Raw genomic sequence first — 23,797 nt, 5'->3', positions numbered from 1 at the left:
ATAATTCCATGCAAATGGCGCGGCTGAGCCAGGGTCTGGACTTGCAGGCGATTCTTGCCGAGGTGGTTGCGATAGCTGGAAGGGAGGGGAGCGGCGAAGATGGCCTGCTGTTTTTCGCGCAGCAGTTTTTCGAGCGAACCTCCGAGGCCGATCGCGCCTTCCATGCTCCGGCGGCCTGGGCCGAGCTGGTGCTGGACCTTTTCCGGTTCGCGTCTCGTCGGGAGGCCGGTCAGACGCTGATCCGGCGGGTCGTGGCCGGGCCGCAACGCAGCATGCTGCAGATCGTGACCCCGGATCTGCCGTTTCTGGTCGATACCGTGGCCATGCATCTGGCCGCACATACCGACGTGCTGGCGGTGATTCATCCGGTGATGGAGTGCTGTCGCGACGCCACGGGAGAGCGGCTGGCTCTGGGGCAGGGCCTGTCCGAGTCCGTTATGCACTTCGAATTGGCCGACAGTCTTGGGGACGAGGCCGGCGAGCTTTTGTGCCAGCAACTGGCCGCGGCCCTGCACGATGTCAGTGTGGTGGTGGCCGACTGGGCACCGATGCGGCGTCAGGCTCTGGAGATCGCCGACAGCCTTGCCGGGCGGCCGGTGCCGCTGGGGACGGAGGCTGTCGCCGAGGCCTCGCGTTTTCTGCGTTGGCTGGAGGCCGACCATTTCGTGTTTCTGGGCTATCGCGAATATGTGGTACGCCGGGAAGCTGGCGGCGATCTGCTGGTGCCGGTGGCCGGCAGTGGTCTGGGACTGCTGGGTGCCGATGCCGGCCGTCACGAAATTCCGCCACGTCAGCTGAATCCGCGGGTGATCGATCAGCTGTCCGGCGAAGGCAGCCCCGAGCTGGTGATCGTGACCCGCACCAATGCCCGTTCGCCGATCCACCGCAGCGGCCACATGGACTATATCGCTGTGGTCAAGTTCGATGCCCAGGGCCATGCCGTCGGCGAGCAGCGTTTCCTTGGTCTGCTGTCTTCGCGGACCTATCTCTTGCGTCCGCAGGACGTGCCCCTCGTGCGCCAGCGGGTCGAGGGCGTATTGCGTCGCTCGGGCCTGGAGCCGGGCTCGTATTCCGGACGCACCCTGCGGCGGACGCTGGATACCTTGCCGCGCGACGAGCTGTTCCAGAGCAACGAGGATGATCTCTATGCGATGGCGATGGAGATCCTGGAGCTGTTGCAGCATGCCCATCCGCGTTTGCTCTTGCGGCGTGACCAGTTCAGCCAGTTCTATTCCTGCCAGGTTTTCGTGCCGCGCAACCGCTTCAGCAGCGAGGTTCGCGGGCGGATCGAGGAGTTCCTGCGCGAGGCCTTGAATGCCACCGAGCTGGATTCCTCGATGCTGATGGCCGATGGAGCTCTGGCGCGATTGTACGTGGTCGTCAAGACCACTGACCCGGCAGACCGGGTGCTGGACATTGCTGCCCTGGAAGCCCGGCTGCAGGATCTGGTCCGCAGCTGGCATGACGAATTGCGCACCAGCCTGCGCTTGTCCGTCGGTGATGACGAGAGCGAGCGACTGTTTCAGCGTTTTGGTCGGCATCTCTCCGGCGCCTACAGCGAGCAAACAGCCATTGCCGATGCCGTCGGCGATCTGGCGGCGCTGGATGGCCTGGCGGGCACCCGCAACTTGGTCAGCAAGCTGTATCTGCCGGCCAATGGCGATCAGCGGCCGCATTTCAAGATCTATCATGCGGGTCGCGGGATTGCTTTGTCAGATGCCTTGCCGATCCTGGAGAATCTGGGCATGAAGGTGCTGACCGAGCGCCTCTACCCGCTGCGCGGCGAATCGTCGGCGATGGCGATCCAGGATTTCGAATTGCAGCCGAATGCGCCGCTGGCCTTCGCGATCGAGGATGTCGCCGAGCGTTTTGCCGAGGCCTTCGAGCATATCTGGCGAGCCGAAGCCGAGGATGACGGCTTCAATCGGCTGATTCTGGCGGCGCGCCTGCATTGGCGCCAGGTGATGGTCTTGCGCGCCTATTGCAAATATCTGCTGCAGGCCGGCGTGACCTTCTCGCAGCAGTACATGGAATCGGCATTCTATCGCTATCCGGCGGTGGCCGGATTGTGGATCGAGGCTTTTCTGGCGCGCTTCGATCCGCTACGCGAGCAGCGCGGCCCGGCGGAACTGGCGCGGGCCGGTGCCGATCTGCGGATGGAAATGCAGACCCTGCTGCCCGAGTCGCTTCTGAAGTCCCGGCCGGATCTGGCCGAGCGCCTGGCCGACCTGCTGAACGCGCCGCGCCAGGAGCAGGTCGAGCTGCTGGCGCAGACCTTGTCGCAGTTGCTGGAAGGGGTGGACAGCCTGGATGACGATCGCATCCTGCGTCGTTACATCAGCCTGCTGACGGCGACCCTGCGCGTCAATTACTTCCAGTCGGGCGAGGCTGGCCCGCCCGCGCATCTGAGTCTGAAGTTCGATTCCCATCGGGTGCCGGAACTGCCGCGGCCGGTACCTTATCGCGAGATCTTCGTGTATTCGCCGCGGGTCGAGGGCATTCATCTGCGCTTCGGGCCGGTGGCTCGCGGCGGACTGCGCTGGTCCGACCGGCGCGAGGATTTCCGTACTGAGGTGCTGGGCCTGGTCAAGGCGCAGATGGTCAAGAACACCGTGATCGTGCCGGTGGGCTCGAAGGGCGGTTTCTATGTGAAGCAGTCGCCGCCGGCGAGTGATCGCGAGGCCTGGCTGGCCGAAGGCATCCGCTGTTACCAGACCTTTATCGGTGGCCTGCTGGACATCACCGACAATCTTGTCGAGGGAGCGCTGGTTCCGCCGGAGGGCGTGGTGCGTCATGATGGCGACGACCCCTACCTGGTGGTGGCCGCTGACAAGGGCACGGCGACTTTTTCGGATATCGCCAATGCCATTTCGGTGCGCCGTGGATTCTGGCTGGGCGACGCCTTCGCCTCGGGCGGCTCCAACGGTTACGACCACAAGCAGATGGGCATCACGGCACGCGGGGCCTGGGAGTCGGTCAAGCGGCATTTTCGTGCCTTGGGCAGGGATTGCCAGCAACAGCCGTTCACCTGTGTCGGGATCGGTGACATGTCGGGTGACGTGTTTGGCAACGGCATGTTGCTGTCCGGGCAGACCCGGCTGCTGGCGGCTTTTGACCATCGTCATATTTTCATCGATCCTGATCCCGATGCGGCGACTTCGTTCGCCGAGCGCCAGCGCCTGTTCGGTCTGGCCCGGTCGAGCTGGGATGATTACGACAAGGGGCTGATTTCCGCTGGCGGTGGGGTATGGCCTCGTCATCTGAAAACCATTCCGGTCAGTGCCGAGGCCGCTGCGGCACTGGGTCTGGAAGGCGGGGCGGCCAATCTGGCACCCACCGCCCTGATCAGCGCGATTCTGGCGGCGCCGGTCGATCTGCTGTGGAACGGCGGCATCGGCACCTATGTCAAGGCCTCCACCGAAAGCCATGAGCAGGTCGGTGACCGGGCCAACAACGCTCTGCGGATCGATGGCAGCCAGCTGCGCTGCCGCGTGGTCGGCGAGGGCGGCAATCTGGGCCTGACGCAGCGTGGCCGCATCGAGGCGGCGCTGGGCGGCGTGCTGCTGAACACCGACTTCATCGACAACTCGGCCGGCGTGGACACCTCGGATCACGAGGTGAACATCAAGATCCTGCTGGACGATGCGGTCCAGCGTGGCGAGCTTTCTACGGAGGACCGTAACGTCCAGCTGGCGGCGATGACCGATGAAATCGGCGAACTGGTGCTGTGGGACAATTACCGGCAGAACCAGACCTTGAGTCTGATGGAAAGCCAGTCGGTGCGGCGCGTCGGCTCGATGGCGCATTTTATCCGCACTCTGGAGGGTGAGGGGCTGCTGGATCGGCAGGTGGAATTCCTGCCCAGCGAAGCGGAGCTGAAGGATCGACGCAGCCACGGGCGTGGTCTGACCCGGCCGGAGCTGGCGGTGCTGCTGTCCTACGACAAGCTGAGGCTGTATCAGCAGTTGCTGGACTCGGACGTGCCTGAAGATCCCTACCTGTCGCGCGAGCTGGTCCGCTATTTTCCGCAGGCCCTGCGCGAGCGCTATGCCGAGCATATGCAGCGGCATCGCCTGAAGCGCGAAATCATTGCGACAGCGGTGACGAACTCGACGATCAACCGGATGGGGGCGACCTTCATCCTGCGGCTGAACGAGGATACCGGCAAGGGTTCGGCGGCCATCGCCAAGGCCTTCACCGTGGCGCGGGAAATTCTCGATGCCCGCGAGCTGTGGTCGGAGATCGAGGCCCTGGATGGCCAGGTGCCCGAGCAGCTGCAGGTGGATGCCAACCTGATCATCTGGTCCCTGCTGCGGCATATGAGTCGCTGGCTGCTCAATCGCGGCGGACTGGTGGACATTGCCGTCGATGTCGAGCGTTATCAGCCCTGGGTCTCGGAGCTGCGGCTGCAGTTGCCGGAGATCCTCAGCGAGTTCGCCCGGGAGCAGTTCGCCACGGTGCAGGCCGACTGGGAGGCGCGTGGCATTCCGCCGAAGCTGGCCATCCGGCTGGCGCGCATGCCGCGGCTGCGGATGGTGCTGGACATGGTCGAAGTGGCTCAGCACAGCGGTCATCCGATTGCCCGCGTGGCCCGGGTTTTCTACGGGCTCGGTGAATCATTGAGTCTGGACTGGCTCCGTGGCCAGATCGAGCAGCTGCCTGTGGAGGGGCGCTGGCATGCCCAGGCCCGCGGATCGCTGTTGGATGAACTCAGTCAGCAGCACCGGGCCCTGGCCATGCGCGTGCTGGGCTGGGAGGGTGCGGCAGCGTTGCCCGATCCCACCGGGGCCTGGCTGGCGCGCAGCGATGATACGCTGTCGCTGGTACGGTCGATGCTGGCCGAAATTTCCCTGCTCACCGTCGACTATCCGATTGCCTCGGTGGCGATCCGGCGGCTGGCCTTGCTGGCACGCACGGCCGACTGATCCAGGTGCTTTTCCGACGGTTCCGGTCTTGTGGTCGGGGCCGCCGTCTTTTCCGGACTTATTTGCCATCATGCGTCTTGCCTTTGTAGCCAACGAAACCGAAGTCGCGCAGCAAGCGCGGGAGGCCCTGGTGGCACGCTATGCCAGTGTGCCGCCCGAGCAGGCCGAGGTGATCGTGCCCCTGGGGGGCGACGGCTTCATGTTGCGCACCCTGCATGCCTATCGGCGTCTGGGTATACCGTTCTACGGTATGAAACTGGGCCATGTCGGCTTTCTGATGAACCACTACCAGCAGTCGGATCTGCCGGAACGGGTGCGGCGTGCGCAGTCCACCCGGTTGTATCCGCTTGCGATGCAGGTCACCGATATCCATGGTCGCCAGCATCGCGCGCTGGCCTTCAACGAAGTGGCCTTGTTGCGGCAGACCAATCAGGCGGCCCATGTGGAGGTGGGGCTGGACGGGGAGGTCAAGCTGCCGGCTCTGGTCTGTGACGGCGTGCTGGTCTCTACGCCGGCCGGGTCCACGGCCTATAACCTGTCGGCCCATGGTCCGATTCTGCCGCTGGGTGCCAATGTGCTGGCGCTGACACCGATCAGCCCGTTCCGGCCACGGCGCTGGCGGGGAGCGATTCTGCCGGACGCGACGCGAGTGACTCTGCGGATTCTGGATCCGGGCAAGCGGCCGGCCAGCATCACAGCCGATTTCTTCGAGGTGCGAGACATGACCCGGGTCGAGATCGGGCAGTCCAGAGACGAGGGTGTCCAGTTGATGTTCGATCCCGAGCACAATCTGGAGCAACGGATTCTCGACGAGCAGTTCGCGCTGGACTGAGTGGCATCAGGCGGCATCGAGGCAGCCCTTGTCTGCGCGCGCGACAGGCCTGCGATCGAGGTCACGACGGGAGCTGCTGATTTACGCTGGTTCGCCGGCTGCGGAGAGTCCTGCCCACATCTTGCCGGTTGCCTTCGCCATCCCGCTGGCATCACGGATATCGCCGAATTCGGGCGCGAGTCTGTGGTGGCGTTCAGGTACGGATGGGGGGGGGCGAGTCACGCCGGGCTCGCTCGTGCCGGCGGTGGGGCATGGACCGCCGGGCCGGTGATCGGTGGCAAATTTCTGTCCGCCATCCTGTCCCGGGTTTTCAGTCACGAGGATCGGGCGGAACGGCGCCGATGGCAAGGGCTGCCATCGGCGCCGTTCCGCTTCGAGCTTGATCGACAGCCGGTGCCTGCATGGTTGAGGAGCGGGTTGGAGTCGGCTCGATCAGTGCCTGGTACGGCGTATCAGACGTCCAGTGTCGCCAGATCGCCCTTCTCTTCCAGCCAGCTCTTGCGGTCGGAGGCGCGTTTTTTGGCCAGCAGCATATCCATCAGCCTGGCGGTGCCGTCCTCGGCATCGATGGTCAGCTGGACCAGGCGCCGGGTGTCCGGATGCACCGCCGATTCGCGCAACTGGGACGGATTCATTTCACCCAGACCCTTGAAGCGGGTGACGTTGATCTGGCCGCGGATCTTTTCACGCTCGATGCGTTCCAGCAAAGCCTGCTTTTCACCTTCATCCAGGCAATAAAACACCTGCTTGCCCACATCGACGCGGAACAGCGGCGGCATCGCCACAAAGATATGGCCTTGACTGACCAGGGCCGGGAAGTGGCGCAGAAACAGCGCCGACAGCAGCGTCGCGATATGCAGGCCGTCGGAGTCGGCATCGGCCAGAATGATGATCTTGCCGTAGCGCAGGCTCGACAGGTCATCGCGGCCCGGATCGCAACCGATGGCGATCGCCAGATTGTGCACTTCCTCGGAAGCCAGTACCGAGGTGGATTCCACCTCCCAGGTATTCAGGATCTTGCCGCGCAGCGGCAGAATGGCCTGGAAGTCCTTGTCGCGGGCCTGCTTGGCGCTGCCGCCGGCCGAGTCGCCTTCGACCAGAAACAGCTCGGTGCGGGCCAGGTCGGTGGCGCTGCAGTCGGCCAGTTTGCCGGGCAGGGCCGGACCCTGGGTGATCTTCTTGCGGACCACCTGCTTGGCGGCTTTCAGGCGGGCGCTGGCGCGTTCGATGGCCAGCTGGGCGATGCGCTCGCCCTGATCCACATGCTGATTCAGCCACAGGCTGAAGGCGTCATGGATCACGCCTTCGGCCAGGCCGGCCGCCTGGCGGGAGGAGAGGCGTTCCTTGGTCTGGCCGGCGAACTGCGGATCCAGCAGTTTGGCCGACAATACATAGGAAATCCGCTCCCAGACATCTTCCGGGGCCAGCTTGACGCCACGCGGCAGCAGATTCCGGATATCACAGAATTCGCGGATGGCATTGGTCAGGCCGGTGCGCAGGCCGTTGACATGGGTGCCGCCCTGCGCCGTGGGGATCAGATTGACGTAGCTTTCCTGAACCAGGTCGCCTTCCGGCAGCCAGGTCAGGGCTACATCCATGCCCTCGGTATCGCGGGCCACATGGTGGACGAACAGCTCCGCCGGAATCGCCTCGGCACCTTCCAGCGCGTCGCGCAGATAGGCCGACAAGCCGTTTTCGTAATACCACTCTTCCGTTTCACCGGCGGCTTCATCCTTGAGTATCACCCGCAGCCCGGCACACAGCACGGCCTTGGCACGCAGCAAGTGCTTGAGGCGGCCAACGGAAATTTTCGGGGAATCGAAATAGGAAGGTTCCGGCCAGAAATGGACCCGGGTACCGGTGCGCCGCTTGGGCGCCGAGCCGATGATCTCCAGTTCGCTGACACGGTCACCGTGCTCAAAGGCCATGCGGTATTCGTGGCCGTCGCGGCGGATGGTGACCTCGACCCGGCTGGACAGCGCATTGACCACCGACACGCCGACGCCATGCAGACCGCCGGAGAAATTGTAGTTCTTGCCGGAGAATTTGCCGCCGGCATGCAGTCGGGTCAGGATCAGCTCGACGCCGGGTACGCCTTCTTCCGGATGAATGTCCACCGGCATGCCGCGGCCATTGTCGGACACTTCGACCGAGCCGTCGGCATGGACGGTGACCTCGATCTGGTTGGCGTGGCCGGCGAGGGCCTCGTCCACCGAATTGTCCACCACTTCCTGGACCAGATGGTTGGGCCGGGTGGTGTCGGTATACATGCCGGGACGGCGTTTGACCGGGTCGAGACCGGAAAGGACTTCGATATCCGCAGCGTTGTAACGATTGTTCATGAATCAGCGGCGCAGTGCTTGAAGAGACAGAGAGGATGCGGCCCTCTGCCGTCACGGTCAAGCGCCGGACGGGCGGGGGCTTGCGGTGATGTCGGTTCGTCTGTCGGCAGTCCCGGGACGATCGATGGCCACATGGCGTGGGAACTGGTCGGCCTTCGAGGCAGGGGGCAGACGGCCCGGGCATGTCGCCTGAGCCGGTGCGGTCAGGTCACCGGATGAGGGCGGTGGTCAACGGGGCGGCAACGCTGGGCCAGCCAGTTGCGTTCCTCGGCCTGCAGCAGCGGGGAAAGACTTTCCAGGACCCGGGCATGGTAGTTATTCAGCCACTCGCGCTCGCTGGTATCCAGCATCGAGATTTCCAGCGTCGCCGGATCGATCGGGCAGAGGGTCAGGGTCTCGAATTCAAGGAATTCGCCAAATTCGGTGCTGAGGGCGGGCCTGATCACGACCAGATTTTCATGGCGAATGCCATAGTGGCCCGGTCGATAGACGCCGGGTTCGATGGAGTTGATCATGCCGGCCTGCAGCGGGACCAGGGCACCACCTGGGGCGGGCGGGCGGATGCCGTGCGGGCCTTCGTGTACGTTCAGGAAATAGCCGACGCCGTGACCGGTGCCGTGGCCGAAATCCAGGCCGGCCTGCCACAGCGGTGCCCGCGCCAAGGCATCCAGTTGCGGGCCGCTGGCGCCCTTGGGAAAGCGGGCCCGGCTGAGGCCGATCAGGCCTTTCAGGACCAGGGTGGAATCGCTGCGCTGCTGGTCGGTCAGGGGCCCCAGGGCCCACATCCGGGTGATGTCGGTGGTGCCGCCCAGATACTGGCCGCCAGAGTCCACTAGCAGCAGGCCCTCGGGCTTCAGCTTGGCATGCAGCTCGGGCGTGGCCCGGTAATGCGGCAAGGCGCCGTTGGCCTGGTAACCGGCAATGGTGTCGAAACTGATGCCTACAAAGCCCGGCCGCTCGGCGCGGGCCTGCAGGAAGATGTCGGCCACATCCAGTTCGCTCAAAGCTTCCCCTTCGGCCAACCGGTCCAGCAGCTGCTTGGCGCCGCGGACCAGGGCAGCGCCGTCCTGGCGCATGGTTTCGCGGATATGCGCCAGCTCGTGGTCGGACTTGATGGCCTTGAACAAGGTGCTCGGGAGGGTTTCGTGCACTTGGCGAACCGTTGCCGGTATCGCGGCGGCCACCGAGCAGGCGGTATGGGCGGCACTCAGCATAAGGACTGCATCGGCAGGCAGTGCTGCGAGGTGATCGTGGATGGCCGCATAGTCGGCCAGCGCGATGCCGTCCTGTCGCAGTTCGGCGGCAATCTCCGGTGCGACACGACTCATATCGGTGCACAGAACGGACTGACCCTGGTCGCTGATCAGCAGGTGGGCCAGAAAGACCGGATTGCACTCGACGTCACTGCCGCGCAAGTTGGTGATCCAGGCGATGTCATCCAGGCTGGAGACCAGATGGTGGCTGGCCCCATGCTGCTGCATGACGTCCCGGATGCGCGAAATCTTCTCGCCACGTGAGCTGCCGGCATAGCTCATGTCGTGGAGAAAGATCGGCGCGTCCGGCAGGGCGGGACGGTCGTTCCAGATTTCGGCGGGCAGATCCAGGTCGGTGCGCAGTTGCAGGCCGTGATCAGCCAGTTGCCGTTCCAGCCGCTGCCGGCTCGCAAGGCTGAGGCTGTCGGCGGCGACGGCAACGGTGCTGCCGGGCTGGAGATGCTGCAGCAGCCATTCGATATGCTCGGCGGTATGGGGGACGCGCAGTTTCATCAGTTCGATGCCGCTGCCCGCCAATTCGCGCTCGGCCTGTTCGAAATAACGGCCGTCGGTCCAGACCCCGGCATGATCGGCGCAGACCACCAAGGTGCCGGCCGAGCCGGTGAAACCGCTGAGCCAGGCGCGGCCCTGCCAGTGCACGGGCAGATACTCGGAAAAATGCGGGTCGGCGCTGGGCACGATGCAGGCCTGGACCTGGTGGGCTTGCATGCGCTGGCGCAAGGCCTGGACGCGATTATGATGGATAGTGTGGGAAGACATGGCGGCAGCGGGCTGAACAGTGGAAGTGGCCCACCATACTAGGGGCTGCGTCGCACTGTCTCAAATGCTGAATAAAGCGGCCCGGGTCCGCGTCGAAAACGCGCTGCCCCCTCGCGGGAAATCGCGTGACCCGCTAAAATGCCTAATTTCAAGCACGGCTAATATCCATGACCCCCCTGATTTTTGTCACCGGCGGTGTAGTGTCCTCTCTGGGCAAGGGCATCGCCGCGGCGTCGCTGGCCTCCATTCTCGAGGCTCGCGGACTCTCGGTCACCATGATGAAGCTGGATCCGTATATCAATGTGGATCCGGGCACGATGAGCCCCTTCCAGCACGGTGAAGTCTATGTCACCGATGACGGTGCCGAAACCGATCTGGATCTGGGTCACTACGAGCGCTTCGTCAATACCCGTCTCACCGGCAAGAACTCGATCACCACCGGCAAGATCTACGAGTCGGTGATCCGTCGCGAGCGTCGGGGCGATTATCTGGGTGCCACCGTCCAGGTGATTCCGCATATCACCGACCAGATCAAGCATTTCATTCGCGAAGCCACCCGTGGCTTCGACGTGGCCTTGGTCGAGATCGGCGGCACCGTCGGTGACATCGAGTCGCTGCCGTTTCTGGAAGCCATCCGTCAGCTGCGGATCGAGCACGGTCCCGAGCATTGCCTGTTCATGCATCTGACTCTGGTGCCTTATATCAAGGCGGCCGGCGAAATCAAGACCAAGCCGACCCAGCATTCGGTGAAGGAACTGCGCTCCATCGGCATCCAGCCGGATATTCTGCTGTGCCGCTGCGAGCAGCCGCTGCCTGAAGGCGAGCGCCGCAAGATCGCGCTGTTCACCAACGTGCCGGAAAAGGCCGTGATCAGTGCCATCGATGTCGACATCATCTATCAGCAGCCCTTGTGGCTGCATGCCCAGGGCCTGGATGACATCGTCGTCAAGCGCCTGGGGCTGGATGCCGGTCCGGCCGATCTGTCCTCGTGGCAGAACACCGTCGATGCCGTGCAGCATCCCGATGACGAAGTCACCATCGCGATCTGCGGCAAGTATGTCGAGCACAAGGATGCCTACAAGTCGTTGGCCGAGGCTTTGCGTCACGGCGGCATCATGCAGCGCACGCGGGTCAATCTGCGCTGGGTCGACTCCGAACAGATCGAGGCCGAAGGCAGTGCCGAAACCCTGGCCGGTGCCGACGCGATTCTGGTGCCGGGCGGCTTTGGCAAGCGCGGCTTCGAGGGCAAGGTGATGGCGGCCCGTTACGCCCGCGAGCACGGTGTGCCGTACTTCGGTATCTGCTACGGCATGCATGCCGCGGTGGTCGATTTCGCCCGTCACATCGCCGGCCTCACCGAGGCTGATTCCAGCGAAAATGATCGGGATACGCCGGATCCGGTGATCGCCTTGATCACCGAATGGACCTCGGCCACCGGTGCGGTCGAGCAGCGCAGCGAGGACTCCGATCTCGGCGGCACGATGCGGCTGGGTTCGCAGGAATGCCGCCTCAAGGCCGGCTCCCTGTCGCGCGAGCTGTACGGCGAAGAGGTGGTACGCGAGCGTCATCGTCATCGCTACGAATTCAACAACCGCTACCGTCAGTCGTTCGAAGATCTGGGGCTGGTGATTGCCGGCAAGTCGATGGACGATCTGCTGGTCGAAGTGGTCGAGCTTCCGCGCCAGGTGCACCCGTGGTTCCTGGGTTGCCAGGCCCATCCGGAATTCACCTCGACCCCGCGCAAGGGCCACCCGCTGTTCACCGGTTTCGTGCGCGCAGCGCGCGAGTTCAAGGCCGTGCATGAGGCCGAGTCGCTGGCCGATGCGAGCGTGTCCGCATGAAACTGTGCGGATTCGAGATCGGCCTTGATCAGCCGCTGTTCCTGATCGCCGGTCCCTGCGTGATCGAGTCGGAACAGCTGCAGGTCGACACCGCCGGCACCTTGAAGGAAATCACCGACCGGCTGGGCATCCGTTTTGTCTTCAAGTCCAGCTTCGACAAGGCCAATCGCTCATCGGGCGACAGCTTTCGCGGCCCGGGCATGGAAGAAGGTCTGCGGATTCTGGCCGAGGTCAAGCGTCAGGTCGGTGTGCCGGTGCTGACCGATGTCCACGAATACACCCCGTTCAACGAGGTGGCCGAGGTTGTCGATGTGCTGCAGACCCCGGCTTTTCTGTGTCGGCAGACCGACTTCATCCAGGCCGTCGCGCGCGTCGGCAAGCCGGTGAACATCAAGAAGGGTCAGTTTCTGGCGCCGTGGGACATGAAGCATGTGGTCGCCAAGGCCAAGGCTGTCGGCAATGAAGACATCATGGTCTGTGAGCGCGGCGTCAGCTTCGGTTACAACAACCTGGTGTCGGATATGCGTTCGCTGAGCGCGATGCGCGACACCGGTTGCCCGGTAGTGTTCGATGCCACCCATTCAGTTCAGCTGCCGGGCGGTCAGGGCACCAGCTCCGGCGGCCAGCGCGAGTTCGTGCCGGTGCTGGCCCGTGCCGCGGTGGCGGCCGGGATCAGCGGCCTGTTTGCCGAGACCCATCCGGATCCGTCCAAGGCCTTGTCGGACGGTCCGAATGCCTGGCCGCTGGACAAGATGGAGGCGCTGCTGGAAACCCTGCAGGAGCTCGACCAGGTCACCAAGCGTCACGGTTTTCTGGAGCAGAGCGCTTGAGGTCCGCGGCGATGACCGTGATGCTGGTGGCAAGTCTGGGCTTGTCCGGCTGCTCGCTGTGGCCCTGGCACAAGCATCATCAGGCATCGCCGATCGAAGCGGCGCCGGCGGCGGGCGCCACGGTGGCCGAGCCCTCGTTGTCGTGGGCTCCACCCCAGGGCCCCGCTGCCTCTGCGGCTACCCCGCAGGCCGCGGTCGACGACGGCCCGTCAGCCGTCAACGCGTCGGCCAGCGAGGCGGCACGCTATGCCCCCTTCACTCACGACGAGTGGCAGCGGCTGATGGCGGCTTACGGCCCGCTGGCGCAGTGCACGGATCGCTACATGGCCAGTGCCGGCATCAATGGCCAGCTGCTGGGCGTGAATCTGGTGCAGTTGCAGAAAGATGCCCAGGTCATCGGTGAAGCACGCCGGCTGCTCGGTGATGCCTTGCCGATGCTCCCGGCGCAGGCGCCGCTGGAGGCCAAGGCCGAGCTGGCATCCAAGGCGGTGTGGCTGTTGATGCAGGACAGCCCCGGGCTGCCATGGGGGCAGATGCTGGCCCGCAAGGCCTTGGCCCGTTATGACCTGGCCCTGGTCGCCGGGCCTGCATGTCCGCTGGATTCCGGCTACCATTCGCTGCTGACCAAGGCGCTGCACTGAAATGACTTCAGGCGGTGCGGGTGGCGGGCCATACCGGTACCCGGTGCACCCATGGTGGCTTTTGTGACCTACAGAACGGATGGAGTAGCGATGAGCACTGAAATCACCAACATACATGCCCGCGAAATCCTGGATTCCCGCGGCAACCCCACGCTGGAAGCCGAAATCACCTTGGCGGGCGGCGGCTTCGGTCGTGCCGCCGTGCCCAGTGGTGCCTCCACTGGTTCGCGTGAGGCGGTCGAATTGCGCGACGGTGACAAGTCCCGTTACCTGGGCAAGGGGGTGCTGCAGGCCGTTGGTCACGTCAATGGCGAAATCGCCAAGGCCTTGCAAGGCCGGGATGCCGCTGACCAGTCCGGACTGGACCGGCAGTTGATCGAGCTTGACGGTACGCCCAACAAAGGCCGGCTTGGCGCCAACGCCTTGCTGGGTGTTTCGATGGCCGCCGCCCGTGCCGTCGCGGCCCAGCGTGGCGAGGCCTTGTGGCAGTATCTGTCGCAGGGCAAGCCGGGTGCGCTGCCGGTACCGATGATGAACATCATCAATGGCGGCGCCCATGCCGACAACAATATCGACGTGCAGGAATTCATGATACTGCCGGTGGGGCTGCCCAGCTTTTCCGAAGCGTTGCGTGCCGGTACCGAGATCTTCCACGCCTTGAAGAGCGTGCTCAAGGCCAGCGGCCACAACACGGCCGTGGGCGACGAGGGCGGCTTTGCGCCCAATCTGCGTTCCAATGCCGAAGCGCTGGATACCATTCTGGCTGCCATCAGCAAGGCCGGTTACAAGGTGGGCAGCGAAATCCTGCTGGGCCTGGACGTGGCCAGTTCCGAATTCTACAAGAACGGCGAGTACCATCTCGATGGCGAAGGTCGCCGCTTCAGTTCCGAGCAGTTCACCGAACTGCTGGCCGACTGGGTTCGCCAGTATCCCATCGTCAGCATCGAGGATGGTCTGGCCGAAGGTGACTGGGCCGGCTGGAAGCATCTGACCGAGCAGCTGGGTGACAAGGTCCAGTTGGTCGGTGATGACTTGTTCGTGACCAATCCGGCCATTTTCCGCGAAGGCATCGACAAGCACATCGCCAATGCCATCCTGATCAAGGTCAACCAGATCGGCACCCTGTCCGAGACCCTGGAAGCCATCGCGATGGCCGATACTGCGCGCTACGCGGCCATTATCTCGCATCGTTCGGGCGAGACCGAAGACACCACCATCGCCGATATCGCGGTGGCGACCACGGCGACCCAGATCAAGACCGGTTCGCTGTGCCGCAGTGACCGCGTGGCCAAATACAACCAGCTGCTGCGGATCGAAGAGGCCCTGGGAAGCCAGGCTCGCTATGCCGGTCGCCAGGCCTTCCCGAACCTGGGTCAGTTGCCGGGTTGATCCGGCGTTTGCGAGCCTAATTCATGCTGCGGATCACCTTCCTCATTCTGCTGCTCGTCCTGCTTGCCCTTCAGTTCAAACTGTGGGGCGGGCACGGGGCCTTGCGGCAGTTGCAGGCGCGCCGCAGCTCGGTGGCCGAGCTGACCGACCAGAACGCCCAGCTGTTGCAACGCAATCAGGCGCTGGGCGCCGACGTCGAGGACCTCAAGAGCGGCGATCAGGCCATCGAGGCGCGTGCGCGCGGCGAATTGGGGCTGATCAAGCCTGGCGAGGTGTTTTATCAAGTGGTGGATCCGGCTGGCGGAAATTCCGCGGCCCCCACCCAGGGAATGAATAACTGATATGCAATCCATCTGGTGCGTGGTACCCGCCGCCGGCAAGGGTACCCGCGTAGGCGGGCCGTTGCCCAAGCAATATTTGCCGATTGCCGGCCGCAGTCTGCTGCAACTGACCCTGGAGCGACTGGCCACGCATCCCGCCATTGCCGGTCTGGTTGTCACGCTTGCTGCCGGCGACCCGCATTGGCCCGGCCTGACCGAGGTGGCCGGCAAGCCGGTAAGAACGGCCGATGGTGGTCTGGAGCGCTATGATTCGGTGCTGGCCGGGCTGGATGGCCTGCCGCCGGAAGTGGCCGCCACCGACTTTGTGCTGGTCCACGATGCGGCGCGGCCGTGTGTCCGCCATGTCGATATCAGCCGATTGATCGAGCAGGCTTCCCGCTTCGAGGGCGGCCTGCTGGGTGCGCCCCTGCGCGATACCCTCAAGCGCGCCGATGACCAGAGCCATTCGCTGGAGACCGAGCCACGCGACGGTCGCTGGCGTGCCTTCACGCCGCAGATGTTTCGCCGTCAGGCGCTGATCCAGGCCTTGCGCCAGGCCCGTGCCGATGGTGTGGTCGTCAGTGACGAGGCGATGGCGATGGAGCGCGCAGGTGTCCGGCCGCTGCTGGTGGAAGGTGCCGAGGACAATCTCAAGGTGACCACACAGGCGGATTTCGCCCTGGCCGAATTCATATTGTCCCGCGCGGTCCAATGACCGCGCGGTGTCGCGCTGAGGATGGCGGGGTGGTCTTCCCGCGGTTGTCACGAGACGAGGCTACAGTTGCCGTGCCGATATGTCGGCTGCGGTTGTTGCAGGCCGCCAGGCGCGGGCTGCGGTTTTTCCGGAGTAGTTTTGCATGAGCTCATCATCACCCACATCGCGTCGTCCGGCCTTTCGGGTCGGTACCGGCTTTGACGTCCATGCCTTCACCGAGGGCGATTTCGTGACCATGGCCGGACTGCGGATTCCGCACAGCAAGGGCATCCTCGCCCATTCGGACGGCGATGTGGTGATCCATGCGCTGTGCGATGCGTTGCTGGGTGCGCTGGCGCTGGGTGATATCGGTCGCCATTTTCCACCTTCCGACGAGCGCTGGCGTGGTGCCGACAGCCGCCAGTTTCTTCGCCATGCGCGCAGTCTGATGCAGGAGCAGGGCTATACGCTGGGCAATGCCGATATCACGGTGATCTGCGAGGCGCCCAAGGTGGGGCCGCATGTGCAGGCCATGCGTGAAGTGCTGGCTGAGGATCTGGGGGTCGATATCGGTCAGATCAGTGTCAAGGCGACCACCACCGAAAAGCTGGGCTTCTGCGGTCGCGGCGAAGGCATTGCCGCGGAAGCGGCGGTGCTGATCGAGCGCCTGTGATTCCGGCTGCCGACAGTCATGGTGCAGGCGCCCGCCGTCTGCTCAGGCTGGCGGCAGTCCAGAAGGTGCTGCGCAGCCACCCCTCGCCGATCTCGCCTCGCGATATGTCAGCGGAGGCGGCAGCTTCGTCTGTCGCCGACGAGCAGGCAGACGCGCTGCATCAGGTGATGGCCGGTTGGCATCCGGCGGATGTGGCCTATGTACTGGAGCGGCTGCCGCTGGAGCAGCGGCGGCTGGTCTGGCAGCAGGTGCCGGCCGGGCAGGATGGCGAGATTCTGCTGGAAGTGACGGATGCGGTCCGTGAATCACTGATTGCGGATATGGACCGGTCAGAGATCCTGGAGGCGGTGGAGCCGCTGGATGCCGACGAGCTGGCCGATCTGGTCGAAGACCTGCCGGAGGCGGTGCTGCCCGAGCTGATGGCCAGCCTGGACGTCGATGAGCGTCAGCAGGTCCAGGCGGCGCTGTCCTATCGGGATGATCAGGTCGGCGCGCTGATGGAATTCGAGATGGTTGCCATCGGCGAGCAGCTGAGTCTGGGCGAGGCCTTGGCCGAGTTGCGCAAGCTCGAAGCCTTGCCGTCACAGACCGACAAGCTGTTTATCGTCAATCGTTCCCGCGTACTGACCGGCGTGCTGTCGCTGGAGCGTCTGCTGCTGGGCGACCCCGGCCAGATCGTCAATGCGGTGATGGCCCTGGACGTGAATACCTTTCGCGCTGAAGATGACATCTACGATGTCGCTCAGGCCTTCGAGCGCTACGACCTGATTTCGGCTCCGGTCGTGGATGCCACCGGTCGTCTGGTCGGACGGCTGACCGTGGATGCCATCGTCGACGTGATTCGTGCCGAGGGTGAAAGCGAGGCTCGCAATCGGGGCGGTCTGCGCGAGGAAGAGGATATCTTCGCCTCGGTCTGGAAATCGGTGCAGAATCGCTGGGCCTGGCTGGCCGTCAACTTGGTCACCGCCTTTATCGCTTCGCGTGTGATCGGGCTGTTCGAAGGGGCCATCGAAAAGCTGGTCGCGCTGGCGACCCTGATGCCCATCGTGGCTGGCATCGGCGGCAATTCCGGCAATCAGACCATCACCATGATCGTGCGTGCCCTGGCGCTGGACCAGATCACGCCCGGGCAATTGCGTCGGTTGTGGGGCAAGGAGCTGAAGGTCGCCTTGGTCAATGGCGTGGTTTGGGGTGGTGTCATCGGGCTGGTCGCCTGGGGGCTGTACCGCAATCCGGCGCTGGGTCTGGTCATGACGGCGGCCATGACGCTGAATCTGCTGCTGGCGGCCTTTGCCGGCGTCGGCATTCCGATGCTGATGGCCCGATGGGGTCGTGACCCGGCCCTGGGCTCCAGCGTCTTGATCACCGCGCTGACTGACAGCGGCGGTTTTTTTATTTTTCTGGGTCTGGCGACGCTGTTCCTGATGTGAGCAGGCGCGCCGGCCTGACGGACATGTCCGCGATGAGGTCGCAATGAACGATACCCCTACCGTCACCGAGCTGCCCTGGGCCTATGGCTCGCCGCCGCTGCGAGGGCTGTTGAAGAGTCGACCGGAAGATTTCCGGGTCGACGAAATTCTCGGCTATGAAGCCGACGGCGAAGGCGAGCATGTGCTGCTGCACGTGGAAAAAAAGGGACTGACCACGGACGGTCTGGCCCGTGAGCTGGGGCGTTTTGCCGGGGTGCCGTCGGTGGGTATCGGTTATGCGGGGCTCAAGGATCGCCATGCCGTGACTACCCAGCGGATATCGCTGCAACTGGCCGGCAAGCCCGATCCGGACTGGTCAGCGTTTCCAAACCCGGATGTGAAGATTCTCGAGGCGGTGCGCCATCGTCGCAAGATGAAGCGCGGCGCACTGCGTGGCAACCGCTTTGTGCTGGTATTGCGGGAAGTGCAGGGCGATCCGCAGGCGGCGGAAGCCGTGCTGGCGAAGATAGCCAGCCAGGGTGTACCGAATTATTTCGGCGAGCAGCGCTTCGGTCGCGAAGGCGGCAACGTGGCCAAGGCTCGCGCGATGTTTGCCGGCCGGCGCGTCGACCGTGATACCCGCGGGTTTCTGTTGTCGGCCGCTCGCTCGCAGATCTTCAATGCCGTGCTGGCTCGCCGGGTCGAGCAGGGCAACTGGGCGACCGGCATGGATGGCGAGATCTGGTCATTGGCCGGATCGCGCTCGTGGTTCGGACCGGAGAACCCGGATGCGACCCTGGTCGAACGGCTGGGGCGCGGCGACATCCACCCCTCCGGTCCGCTCTGGGGGCAGGGTGACTGTCCTTCGGCGGAGCTGGCCGGCGCGCTGGAGCGCGACGTGGCGGCGGAATACGAAGATCTGGCTCAGGGCCTGGTCGATGCCCGCATGGATCAGGACCGTCGGGCCTTGCGACTGATTCCCGGTGATCTGCAGTGGCGCTGGCTGGATCCGGCCACGCTGGAGCTGCAGTTCGAACTGCCGGCGGGCGCCTATGCAACCACCGTGGTCCGCGAGCTGATCGGTCATTGAGCGGCACCCGACAGCCGAGGGCAACCGTTGGGGCGGGCGGCATCATCCGCCCCGGCCTGCCGTCTCGGAATCGGTGTCCAGCTGGATGATGAGGCACAGTCGCGGTTTCGATACCACCTGCGGGCGGCATGCCGAGAATGCGGGGGCCGGGAGGTCACGATCAACGGCAGGCTGAGGTTACGCTCCCGGTTATTGGCGACGCAAAAGCACCAGCATCGCCCCGTTGCCGCCTTGCTCGGGACGGGCCGAGGCGAAGGCCAGCACCTGGTCGTGGCCGCGCAGCAGCTGATCGGCCAGCAGCTTGAGTACCGGCCCGCCCATGGATGAGCCCAGTCCCTTGCCATGGATCACCCGCACGCAGCGAAAGCCGGCGTGACAGGACTCTTCCAGAAAACCCAGCAAGGCCACCCTGGCATGGGCGGCCGTCATATGATGCAGATCCAGTTCATCCTGCGGCAGCCAGGCGCCACGCTTCAGGCGACGCAGGGTCACCATCTCCAGTCCGGGCAGCAGGAACTGCAACGGACCGTCCAGCCGTTCATGAGCGGCCGCCGACCCGGGACCCAGCAACTCGTCCAGCGGCAGCGGCTCGCGCAGGGGGCCGCGAAGTCGTGCCGGCCGAGGCCGCGGGCGGGGCAGGGGATTCATGTCGCCACGGCGCAGCGGACGGACCGCTCCGACGGTTTCGCGGAAGATCTGGACATCAGCTTCACTGATGCTCGGGCTGCGACGGGATTTCATCGGCGTATCCTAGCCCAATTGGCCGCCAACCGAGTTTTTGCGACGCGGGTGTTGTGAAAGCGGCGATCGGGTCAGGTATGCTTCAGGACGCATTCCGACGCCTGGCGCCTCAGCCGGTGCCGGATCGGGATTTTGAATGGCAGGCGCCGAACCGCGCCAGGACGCAGGTACGATGCGAGTATTGGTAAGCAATGATGACGGGGTGGATGCCGAAGGCATTCATGTCTTGGCCAGACGGCTGGCTGAAGTGGGCGAGGTCACCGTGGTGGCGCCTGATCGCGACCGTTCCGGGGCGAGCAACTCCTTGACCCTTGATGTGCCGATCCGCGTGTCGACCATGCCCAACGGCTTTCATCGGGTGGTCGGCACGCCTACCGACTGCGTGCATCTGGCCCTTGCCGGTTTGTTGCAGGAAGAACCTGATATCGTGGTATCGGGTATCAACAACTCGGCCAATCTCGGCGATGACGTCATCTACTCCGGCACCGTCTCGGCGGCGATGGAAGGGCGTTTTCTGGGCCTGCCGGCCATCGCGGTTTCTCTGGTCAGCCGGGATCACCGAGGCGAGCATTTCCAGTCGGCCGCCACGGCGGTGCTCAGTCTGATGCGCAAGTTGCTGGTGGATCCGCTGCCGGCCGACACCATCCTCAATGTCAATGTACCGGACCTGCCCTGGGAGCAGATCCAGGGCTTCGAAGTGACCCGGCTGGGCCGGCGTCGTCGTTCGGCACCCTGCATTCCCGGGAGTGACCCGCGGGGCAAGACCATCTGGTGGATCGGCCCTTCGGGCGAGGTGGACGATGCCGGTCCGGGGACGGACTTCGACGCTGTCAGGCGTGGTTATGTATCCATCACTCCAATCCATGTCGATTTGACCCGCTATCAGGCGCTGGACAAGGTCAGTCATTGGATCAAAGACCTGGATGCCGGCACGGCGCATGGTGCATCGGTTCGTCGCGATCAGGGCGAGGCGGCCTGAGCAATGAGTGTCTACCCTCTGCCGCCGTCGGCACTTCAGGGCGAGGGCATGACCTCGCAACGCGCACGTGACCGTCTGGCGGCCCAGTTGCGTGACAGCGGCATCAACGATGCCCGGGTGATCGAGGTACTGCGCGAGTTGCCTCGACATCACTTCATCGATCAGGCCTTGCATGCGCGCGCCTACGAGAATACGGCACTGCCGATCGGCCATGGCCAGACCATCTCCCAGCCCTGGGTGGTGGCACGGATGACCGAGGCCTTGCTCGAGTTCGGCGTGCCGGCCAAGGTGCTGGAGGTCGGGACCGGTTCCGGCTACCAGTGTGCGGTGCTGGCCAAGCTGGTGCCGCAGGTCTATACGGTGGAACGGATCGAGGAATTGCTGCGCCAGGCCCGCCGCCGGTTCCGGCAGCTGGGGTTGGCCGCCGTCCGCTCCCGCTATGACGACGGCAAACTGGGCTGGTCCGAGGAGGCGCCATTCGATGCCATCATATTGACGGCAGCCGGCGATACCATTCCGGCCGCTTTGCTGACCCAGTTGCGGCCGGACGGGGTACTGGTCGCCCCGGTGGGTTCGCCAGGGCAGCAAGTGCTGATCCGTTTGCGTGGTGACGGTGAGGGCGGATTCACGCGTGAAGAGCTGGGTCCGGCCAGTTTTGTGCCCTTGCTCAGCGGTATCGGCTGAATCCGGGTCGGTAGCTGAATCAAGGAAGAGCTGGCGCATGCGCGTGTTCGAAGGAGTGTATTTGCGGGTTCTGCGCTGGGCGCAGCTCCCGGCGGCCCCTGCGTTGCTGGCAGGTCTGAGTTTCGTCGAGGCCTTTGCCTTTCCGGTGATGCCGGAAATCATGTTGGCACCGATGGCGCTGGCGCGTCCTGCGCGGGCCTTTGTCTATGCCCATCTGAGTCTTTTGTTTTCCCTGCTTGGCAGTCTGGTCGGCTACGCGCTCGGACATTATCTGTTCGATGCCGTCAGGCCGCTGCTGACCCATCTCGGCTGGCTGCCGATGATCCAGCACTGGGTCGATCTGTTGCGATCGCGGGCACTGGCCCACCCATGGTCGGTGTTCGGGACCCTGGTGCTGGCGGGCTTCGTACCGGTGCCGATGAAAGTTTTCACCTGGGCCTCTGGCATTGTCGGCTTGCCATTGCTGCCTTTTCTGACCAGCATGGCCCTGGGGCGTGGCAAGCGGGTATGGTTGCTGGCCTGGCTGATCCGCCGATTCGGCGTTCGCGCCGAACCGTTGTTGCGCAGGTATAGTGAGCGTATCGGCTGGGCGGTGCTGCTGCTGATCCTGGTGCTGCTGCTGTGGTGGTGGCTGTTCCGGTGAGGGCGGCAGGTGCATTGAGCGGCCGCAATGCCGCCACGCCTGATTTTGAACTTATGGCTAAGCAGATACTTATGGATTTACGTCTACGCGTTACTGGAATCAGCCTTGCCCTCGGTTTGCTCGCCGGTTGCGGCATCCGTCACAGCACGGTCGTGGTCCAGCCAGGTGATGCGCGGCCTGCTTCGGCCCTCAGCGGCGCGGCCGCACGGGGCCGCCTGGATGGCGATCACTACATTGTCGGCAAGGGCGATACGCTTTACAGCATCGCTTTTCGCAACGGCGTCGATTTTCGTACGCTTGCCTCGTGGAACAACATTGCCGAGCCCTACCGGATCTGGCCGGGGCAGTCGCTGCGTCTGAAAGCCCCCGCCGCCGCGCCGGCAGGGAGCGGCACCGGCTTCAGCCCGGTGGTCGAGGCTGCGCCTGCGGCGCAGCCGCTCGCTGCGGCATCCAGACCGGTGGTCCTGCCTTCGCCGCCGGTGAGTCGTGCCGTAGTGGCGACCCCGGCGGCAGCGGCTCCTGCCGCACGGGCCGAGATACCGGCTGCCGTCAAGCCGGCCGCGGCACCGCCCGTGGTGGCTGCACCCGCCGCGGCGCTCGCCAACGGCGCTTCCCGCAACAGCGGCGGGATCACCTGGCGCTGGCCGGCCTCCGGCCCTCTGATCAAGCGTTACCAGGCCGGCGACGCGATTCCCGGGATCGAGATCGCCGGCAAGGCGGGTGACCCGGTCAGGGCGGCCGCCGATGGTGTCGTGGTTTACAGCGGCAACGGGCTGGTCGGTTATGGCGAGCTGATCATCATCAAGCACAGCGATGCGCTGCTGTCGGCTTATGGCCACAACAGCACGCGTCTGGTCAAGGAGGGCCAGACCGTGAAGTCGGGGCAGAAAATCGCTGAAATGGGTTCCAGCGGGGCTTCGCGGGTGGAGCTGCAATTCCAGGTCCGGCGCGATGGCAATCCGGTGGATCCGATGGCCTACCTGCCGCCCCAATAAGGCGATGCAGGGATCATTCGCCGGGTCGCGATGGCTCGGCCAGAATGAAGGCCGCCACCACCTGGCGACCTTCCGCTGCAAGCAGGCCGTGGGTGCGGGCGGCAGAAGCGTTGCTCATCACTTCGACGCCGATGCCCTGATCGACGAACAGGGCGAGCACGTCGCTGGACGGGAAGATCTGGGTCGGCCCCGTTCCCAGTAGCACCAGCTCGGGCTTGAGTGCCATGATCGGTGCGGCCAGCGCGGCATCCAGCTGGCCGGCATGGGTGATCGGCCAGTCTTCCAGCAGTTGCCGGCGCGCCAGAATGAAGCTGCGACGAAGGGTCCGGTCCATCACCGTGATGCTGTCATCGGCCTGGCGGCGGATGAACAGGTAGCCTTCCGGTTTGTCGAGGACCAGTTCCATCGTCGTTGTCTCAGCGTGGCAGAGCCAGTTTCGGATCGTCGTTGTTGCGACGGAACAGCACCACCACATGGCCGATCTGCTGGATGCTTTCGGCGCCGGTGCCTGCGATCAGGAAATCGATCTGGGCCTGTCGCTCGTCCTTGTCGCCGCCGGAAAGGCGGATCTTGACGAGTTCATGCTGGTCCAGGGCGTTCCCCAGTTCCTTGGCGACGGCATCGGTGGCCCCTTTGGCGCCAAGCAGGATCACCGGCCGCAGATCGTGGGTCAGTGTGCGCAGGTAACGGCGCTGGGTCGGGGTGAGTGACATGGTTGTAAGACTCGGATTCGCGT

Annotated in this window: 20 protein-coding genes; 15 read left to right on the top strand and 5 right to left on the bottom strand. The window is 64.4% G+C overall.

Annotation, left to right across the window (positions count from 1 at the left end; genetic code table 11):
* Window positions 1-8 precede the first annotated feature (8 nt).
* Window positions 9-4,925: an NAD-glutamate dehydrogenase gene (locus FRAAU_RS09340; protein ID WP_014403284.1), complete on the top strand. Its 4,917-nt coding sequence runs from the start codon at window positions 9-11 to the stop codon at window positions 4,923-4,925.
* A gap of 70 nt (window positions 4,926-4,995) precedes the next feature.
* Entirely contained in the window at window positions 4,996-5,757 is a 762-nt protein-coding gene (locus FRAAU_RS09335; RefSeq protein ID WP_014403283.1) for an NAD kinase, read from the top strand.
* A gap of 452 nt (window positions 5,758-6,209) precedes the next feature.
* Here the strand turns inward: FRAAU_RS09335 and parE are convergent, their stop codons facing one another.
* Both parE and FRAAU_RS09325 read right to left on the bottom strand, forming a co-directional pair.
* Window positions 6,210-8,099, bottom strand: a complete 1,890-nt coding sequence (gene parE, locus FRAAU_RS09330) for a DNA topoisomerase IV subunit B (protein WP_014403282.1) — start codon at window positions 8,097-8,099, stop codon at window positions 6,210-6,212.
* Between the two features lie 203 nt (window positions 8,100-8,302).
* On the bottom strand, window positions 8,303-10,132 hold the full coding sequence (locus FRAAU_RS09325; RefSeq protein WP_014403281.1) for an aminopeptidase P family protein: 1,830 nt from the start codon (window positions 10,130-10,132) through the stop codon (window positions 8,303-8,305).
* Window positions 10,133-10,299: 167 nt separating this feature from the next.
* Here FRAAU_RS09325 and pyrG point away from each other — a divergent pair, with 167 nt between their 5' ends.
* The 9 genes from pyrG to truD all read left to right on the top strand — a co-directional run bounded on the left by pyrG (window position 10,300) and on the right by truD (window position 19,019).
* On the top strand, window positions 10,300-11,973 hold the full coding sequence (gene pyrG / locus FRAAU_RS09320) for a CTP synthase (RefSeq protein WP_014403280.1): 1,674 nt from the start codon (window positions 10,300-10,302) through the stop codon (window positions 11,971-11,973).
* Window positions 11,970-12,803: a 3-deoxy-8-phosphooctulonate synthase gene (gene kdsA / locus FRAAU_RS09315; protein WP_014403279.1), complete on the top strand. Its 834-nt coding sequence runs from the start codon at window positions 11,970-11,972 to the stop codon at window positions 12,801-12,803. The genes pyrG and kdsA overlap by 4 nt, the downstream gene beginning before the upstream one ends.
* Window positions 12,800-13,444, top strand: a complete 645-nt coding sequence (locus FRAAU_RS09310; RefSeq protein ID WP_156803391.1) for a hypothetical protein — start codon at window positions 12,800-12,802, stop codon at window positions 13,442-13,444. The genes kdsA and FRAAU_RS09310 overlap by 4 nt, the downstream gene beginning before the upstream one ends.
* A gap of 90 nt (window positions 13,445-13,534) precedes the next feature.
* Entirely contained in the window at window positions 13,535-14,833 is a 1,299-nt protein-coding gene (gene eno, locus FRAAU_RS09305) for a phosphopyruvate hydratase (protein WP_014403277.1), read from the top strand.
* Window positions 14,834-14,856: 23 nt separating this feature from the next.
* Window positions 14,857-15,174: a cell division protein FtsB gene (ftsB, locus tag FRAAU_RS09300; protein WP_014403276.1), complete on the top strand. Its 318-nt coding sequence runs from the start codon at window positions 14,857-14,859 to the stop codon at window positions 15,172-15,174.
* A 1-nt stretch (window position 15,175) separates the two neighbouring features.
* Entirely contained in the window at window positions 15,176-15,868 is a 693-nt protein-coding gene (gene ispD / locus FRAAU_RS09295) for a 2-C-methyl-D-erythritol 4-phosphate cytidylyltransferase (protein ID WP_014403275.1), read from the top strand.
* Window positions 15,869-16,010: 142 nt separating this feature from the next.
* Window positions 16,011-16,520, top strand: coding sequence for a 2-C-methyl-D-erythritol 2,4-cyclodiphosphate synthase (gene ispF, locus FRAAU_RS09290; protein WP_014403274.1), 510 nt, complete (start codon window positions 16,011-16,013; stop codon window positions 16,518-16,520).
* Window positions 16,517-17,950, top strand: a complete 1,434-nt coding sequence (gene mgtE / locus FRAAU_RS09285) for a magnesium transporter (protein WP_014403273.1) — start codon at window positions 16,517-16,519, stop codon at window positions 17,948-17,950. Before ispF ends, mgtE begins: the two co-directional genes overlap by 4 nt.
* 43 nt (window positions 17,951-17,993) lie before the next feature.
* Window positions 17,994-19,019: a tRNA pseudouridine(13) synthase TruD gene (gene truD, locus FRAAU_RS09280; protein ID WP_014403272.1), complete on the top strand. Its 1,026-nt coding sequence runs from the start codon at window positions 17,994-17,996 to the stop codon at window positions 19,017-19,019.
* 189 nt (window positions 19,020-19,208) lie between these two features.
* Here the strand turns inward: truD and FRAAU_RS09275 are convergent, their stop codons facing one another.
* Window positions 19,209-19,760: a Smr/MutS family protein gene (locus FRAAU_RS09275; protein WP_014403271.1), complete on the bottom strand. Its 552-nt coding sequence runs from the start codon at window positions 19,758-19,760 to the stop codon at window positions 19,209-19,211.
* A gap of 172 nt (window positions 19,761-19,932) precedes the next feature.
* On the opposite strand from FRAAU_RS09275, the gene surE reads away from it, so the two are divergent.
* From surE to FRAAU_RS09255, 4 genes are all read left to right on the top strand, one after another.
* Complete coding sequence (surE, locus tag FRAAU_RS09270; RefSeq protein WP_014403270.1) at window positions 19,933-20,739, top strand: 5'/3'-nucleotidase SurE; 807 nt, start codon at window positions 19,933-19,935, stop codon at window positions 20,737-20,739.
* A gap of 3 nt (window positions 20,740-20,742) precedes the next feature.
* Window positions 20,743-21,423, top strand: a complete 681-nt coding sequence (locus tag FRAAU_RS09265) for a protein-L-isoaspartate(D-aspartate) O-methyltransferase (protein WP_014403269.1) — start codon at window positions 20,743-20,745, stop codon at window positions 21,421-21,423.
* A 37-nt stretch (window positions 21,424-21,460) separates the two neighbouring features.
* The gene (locus FRAAU_RS09260) at window positions 21,461-22,066 is read left to right on the top strand and encodes a YqaA family protein (RefSeq protein WP_014403268.1); all 606 of its coding nucleotides are present in this window, start codon (window positions 21,461-21,463) and stop codon (window positions 22,064-22,066) included.
* A gap of 71 nt (window positions 22,067-22,137) precedes the next feature.
* A complete protein-coding gene (locus FRAAU_RS09255) occupies window positions 22,138-23,061 on the top strand; it encodes a peptidoglycan DD-metalloendopeptidase family protein (protein ID WP_041270505.1) in 924 nt (307 codons plus the stop codon).
* A gap of 13 nt (window positions 23,062-23,074) precedes the next feature.
* Here the strand turns inward: FRAAU_RS09255 and FRAAU_RS09250 are convergent, their stop codons facing one another.
* Both FRAAU_RS09250 and FRAAU_RS09245 read right to left on the bottom strand, forming a co-directional pair.
* A complete protein-coding gene (locus FRAAU_RS09250; RefSeq protein WP_014403266.1) occupies window positions 23,075-23,467 on the bottom strand; it encodes an Mth938-like domain-containing protein in 393 nt (130 codons plus the stop codon).
* A gap of 10 nt (window positions 23,468-23,477) precedes the next feature.
* Window positions 23,478-23,774, bottom strand: a complete 297-nt coding sequence (locus tag FRAAU_RS09245) for a YhbY family RNA-binding protein (RefSeq protein ID WP_014403265.1) — start codon at window positions 23,772-23,774, stop codon at window positions 23,478-23,480.
* Window positions 23,775-23,797: the final 23 nt, after the last annotated feature.

It is taken from the genome of Frateuria aurantia DSM 6220, from assembly GCF_000242255.2.
Taxonomy (GTDB): domain Bacteria; phylum Pseudomonadota; class Gammaproteobacteria; order Xanthomonadales; family Rhodanobacteraceae; genus Frateuria; species Frateuria aurantia.
Note: the sequence above shows the minus strand (reverse complement) of the source record. Positions and strands in the feature narration are given on the sequence as shown.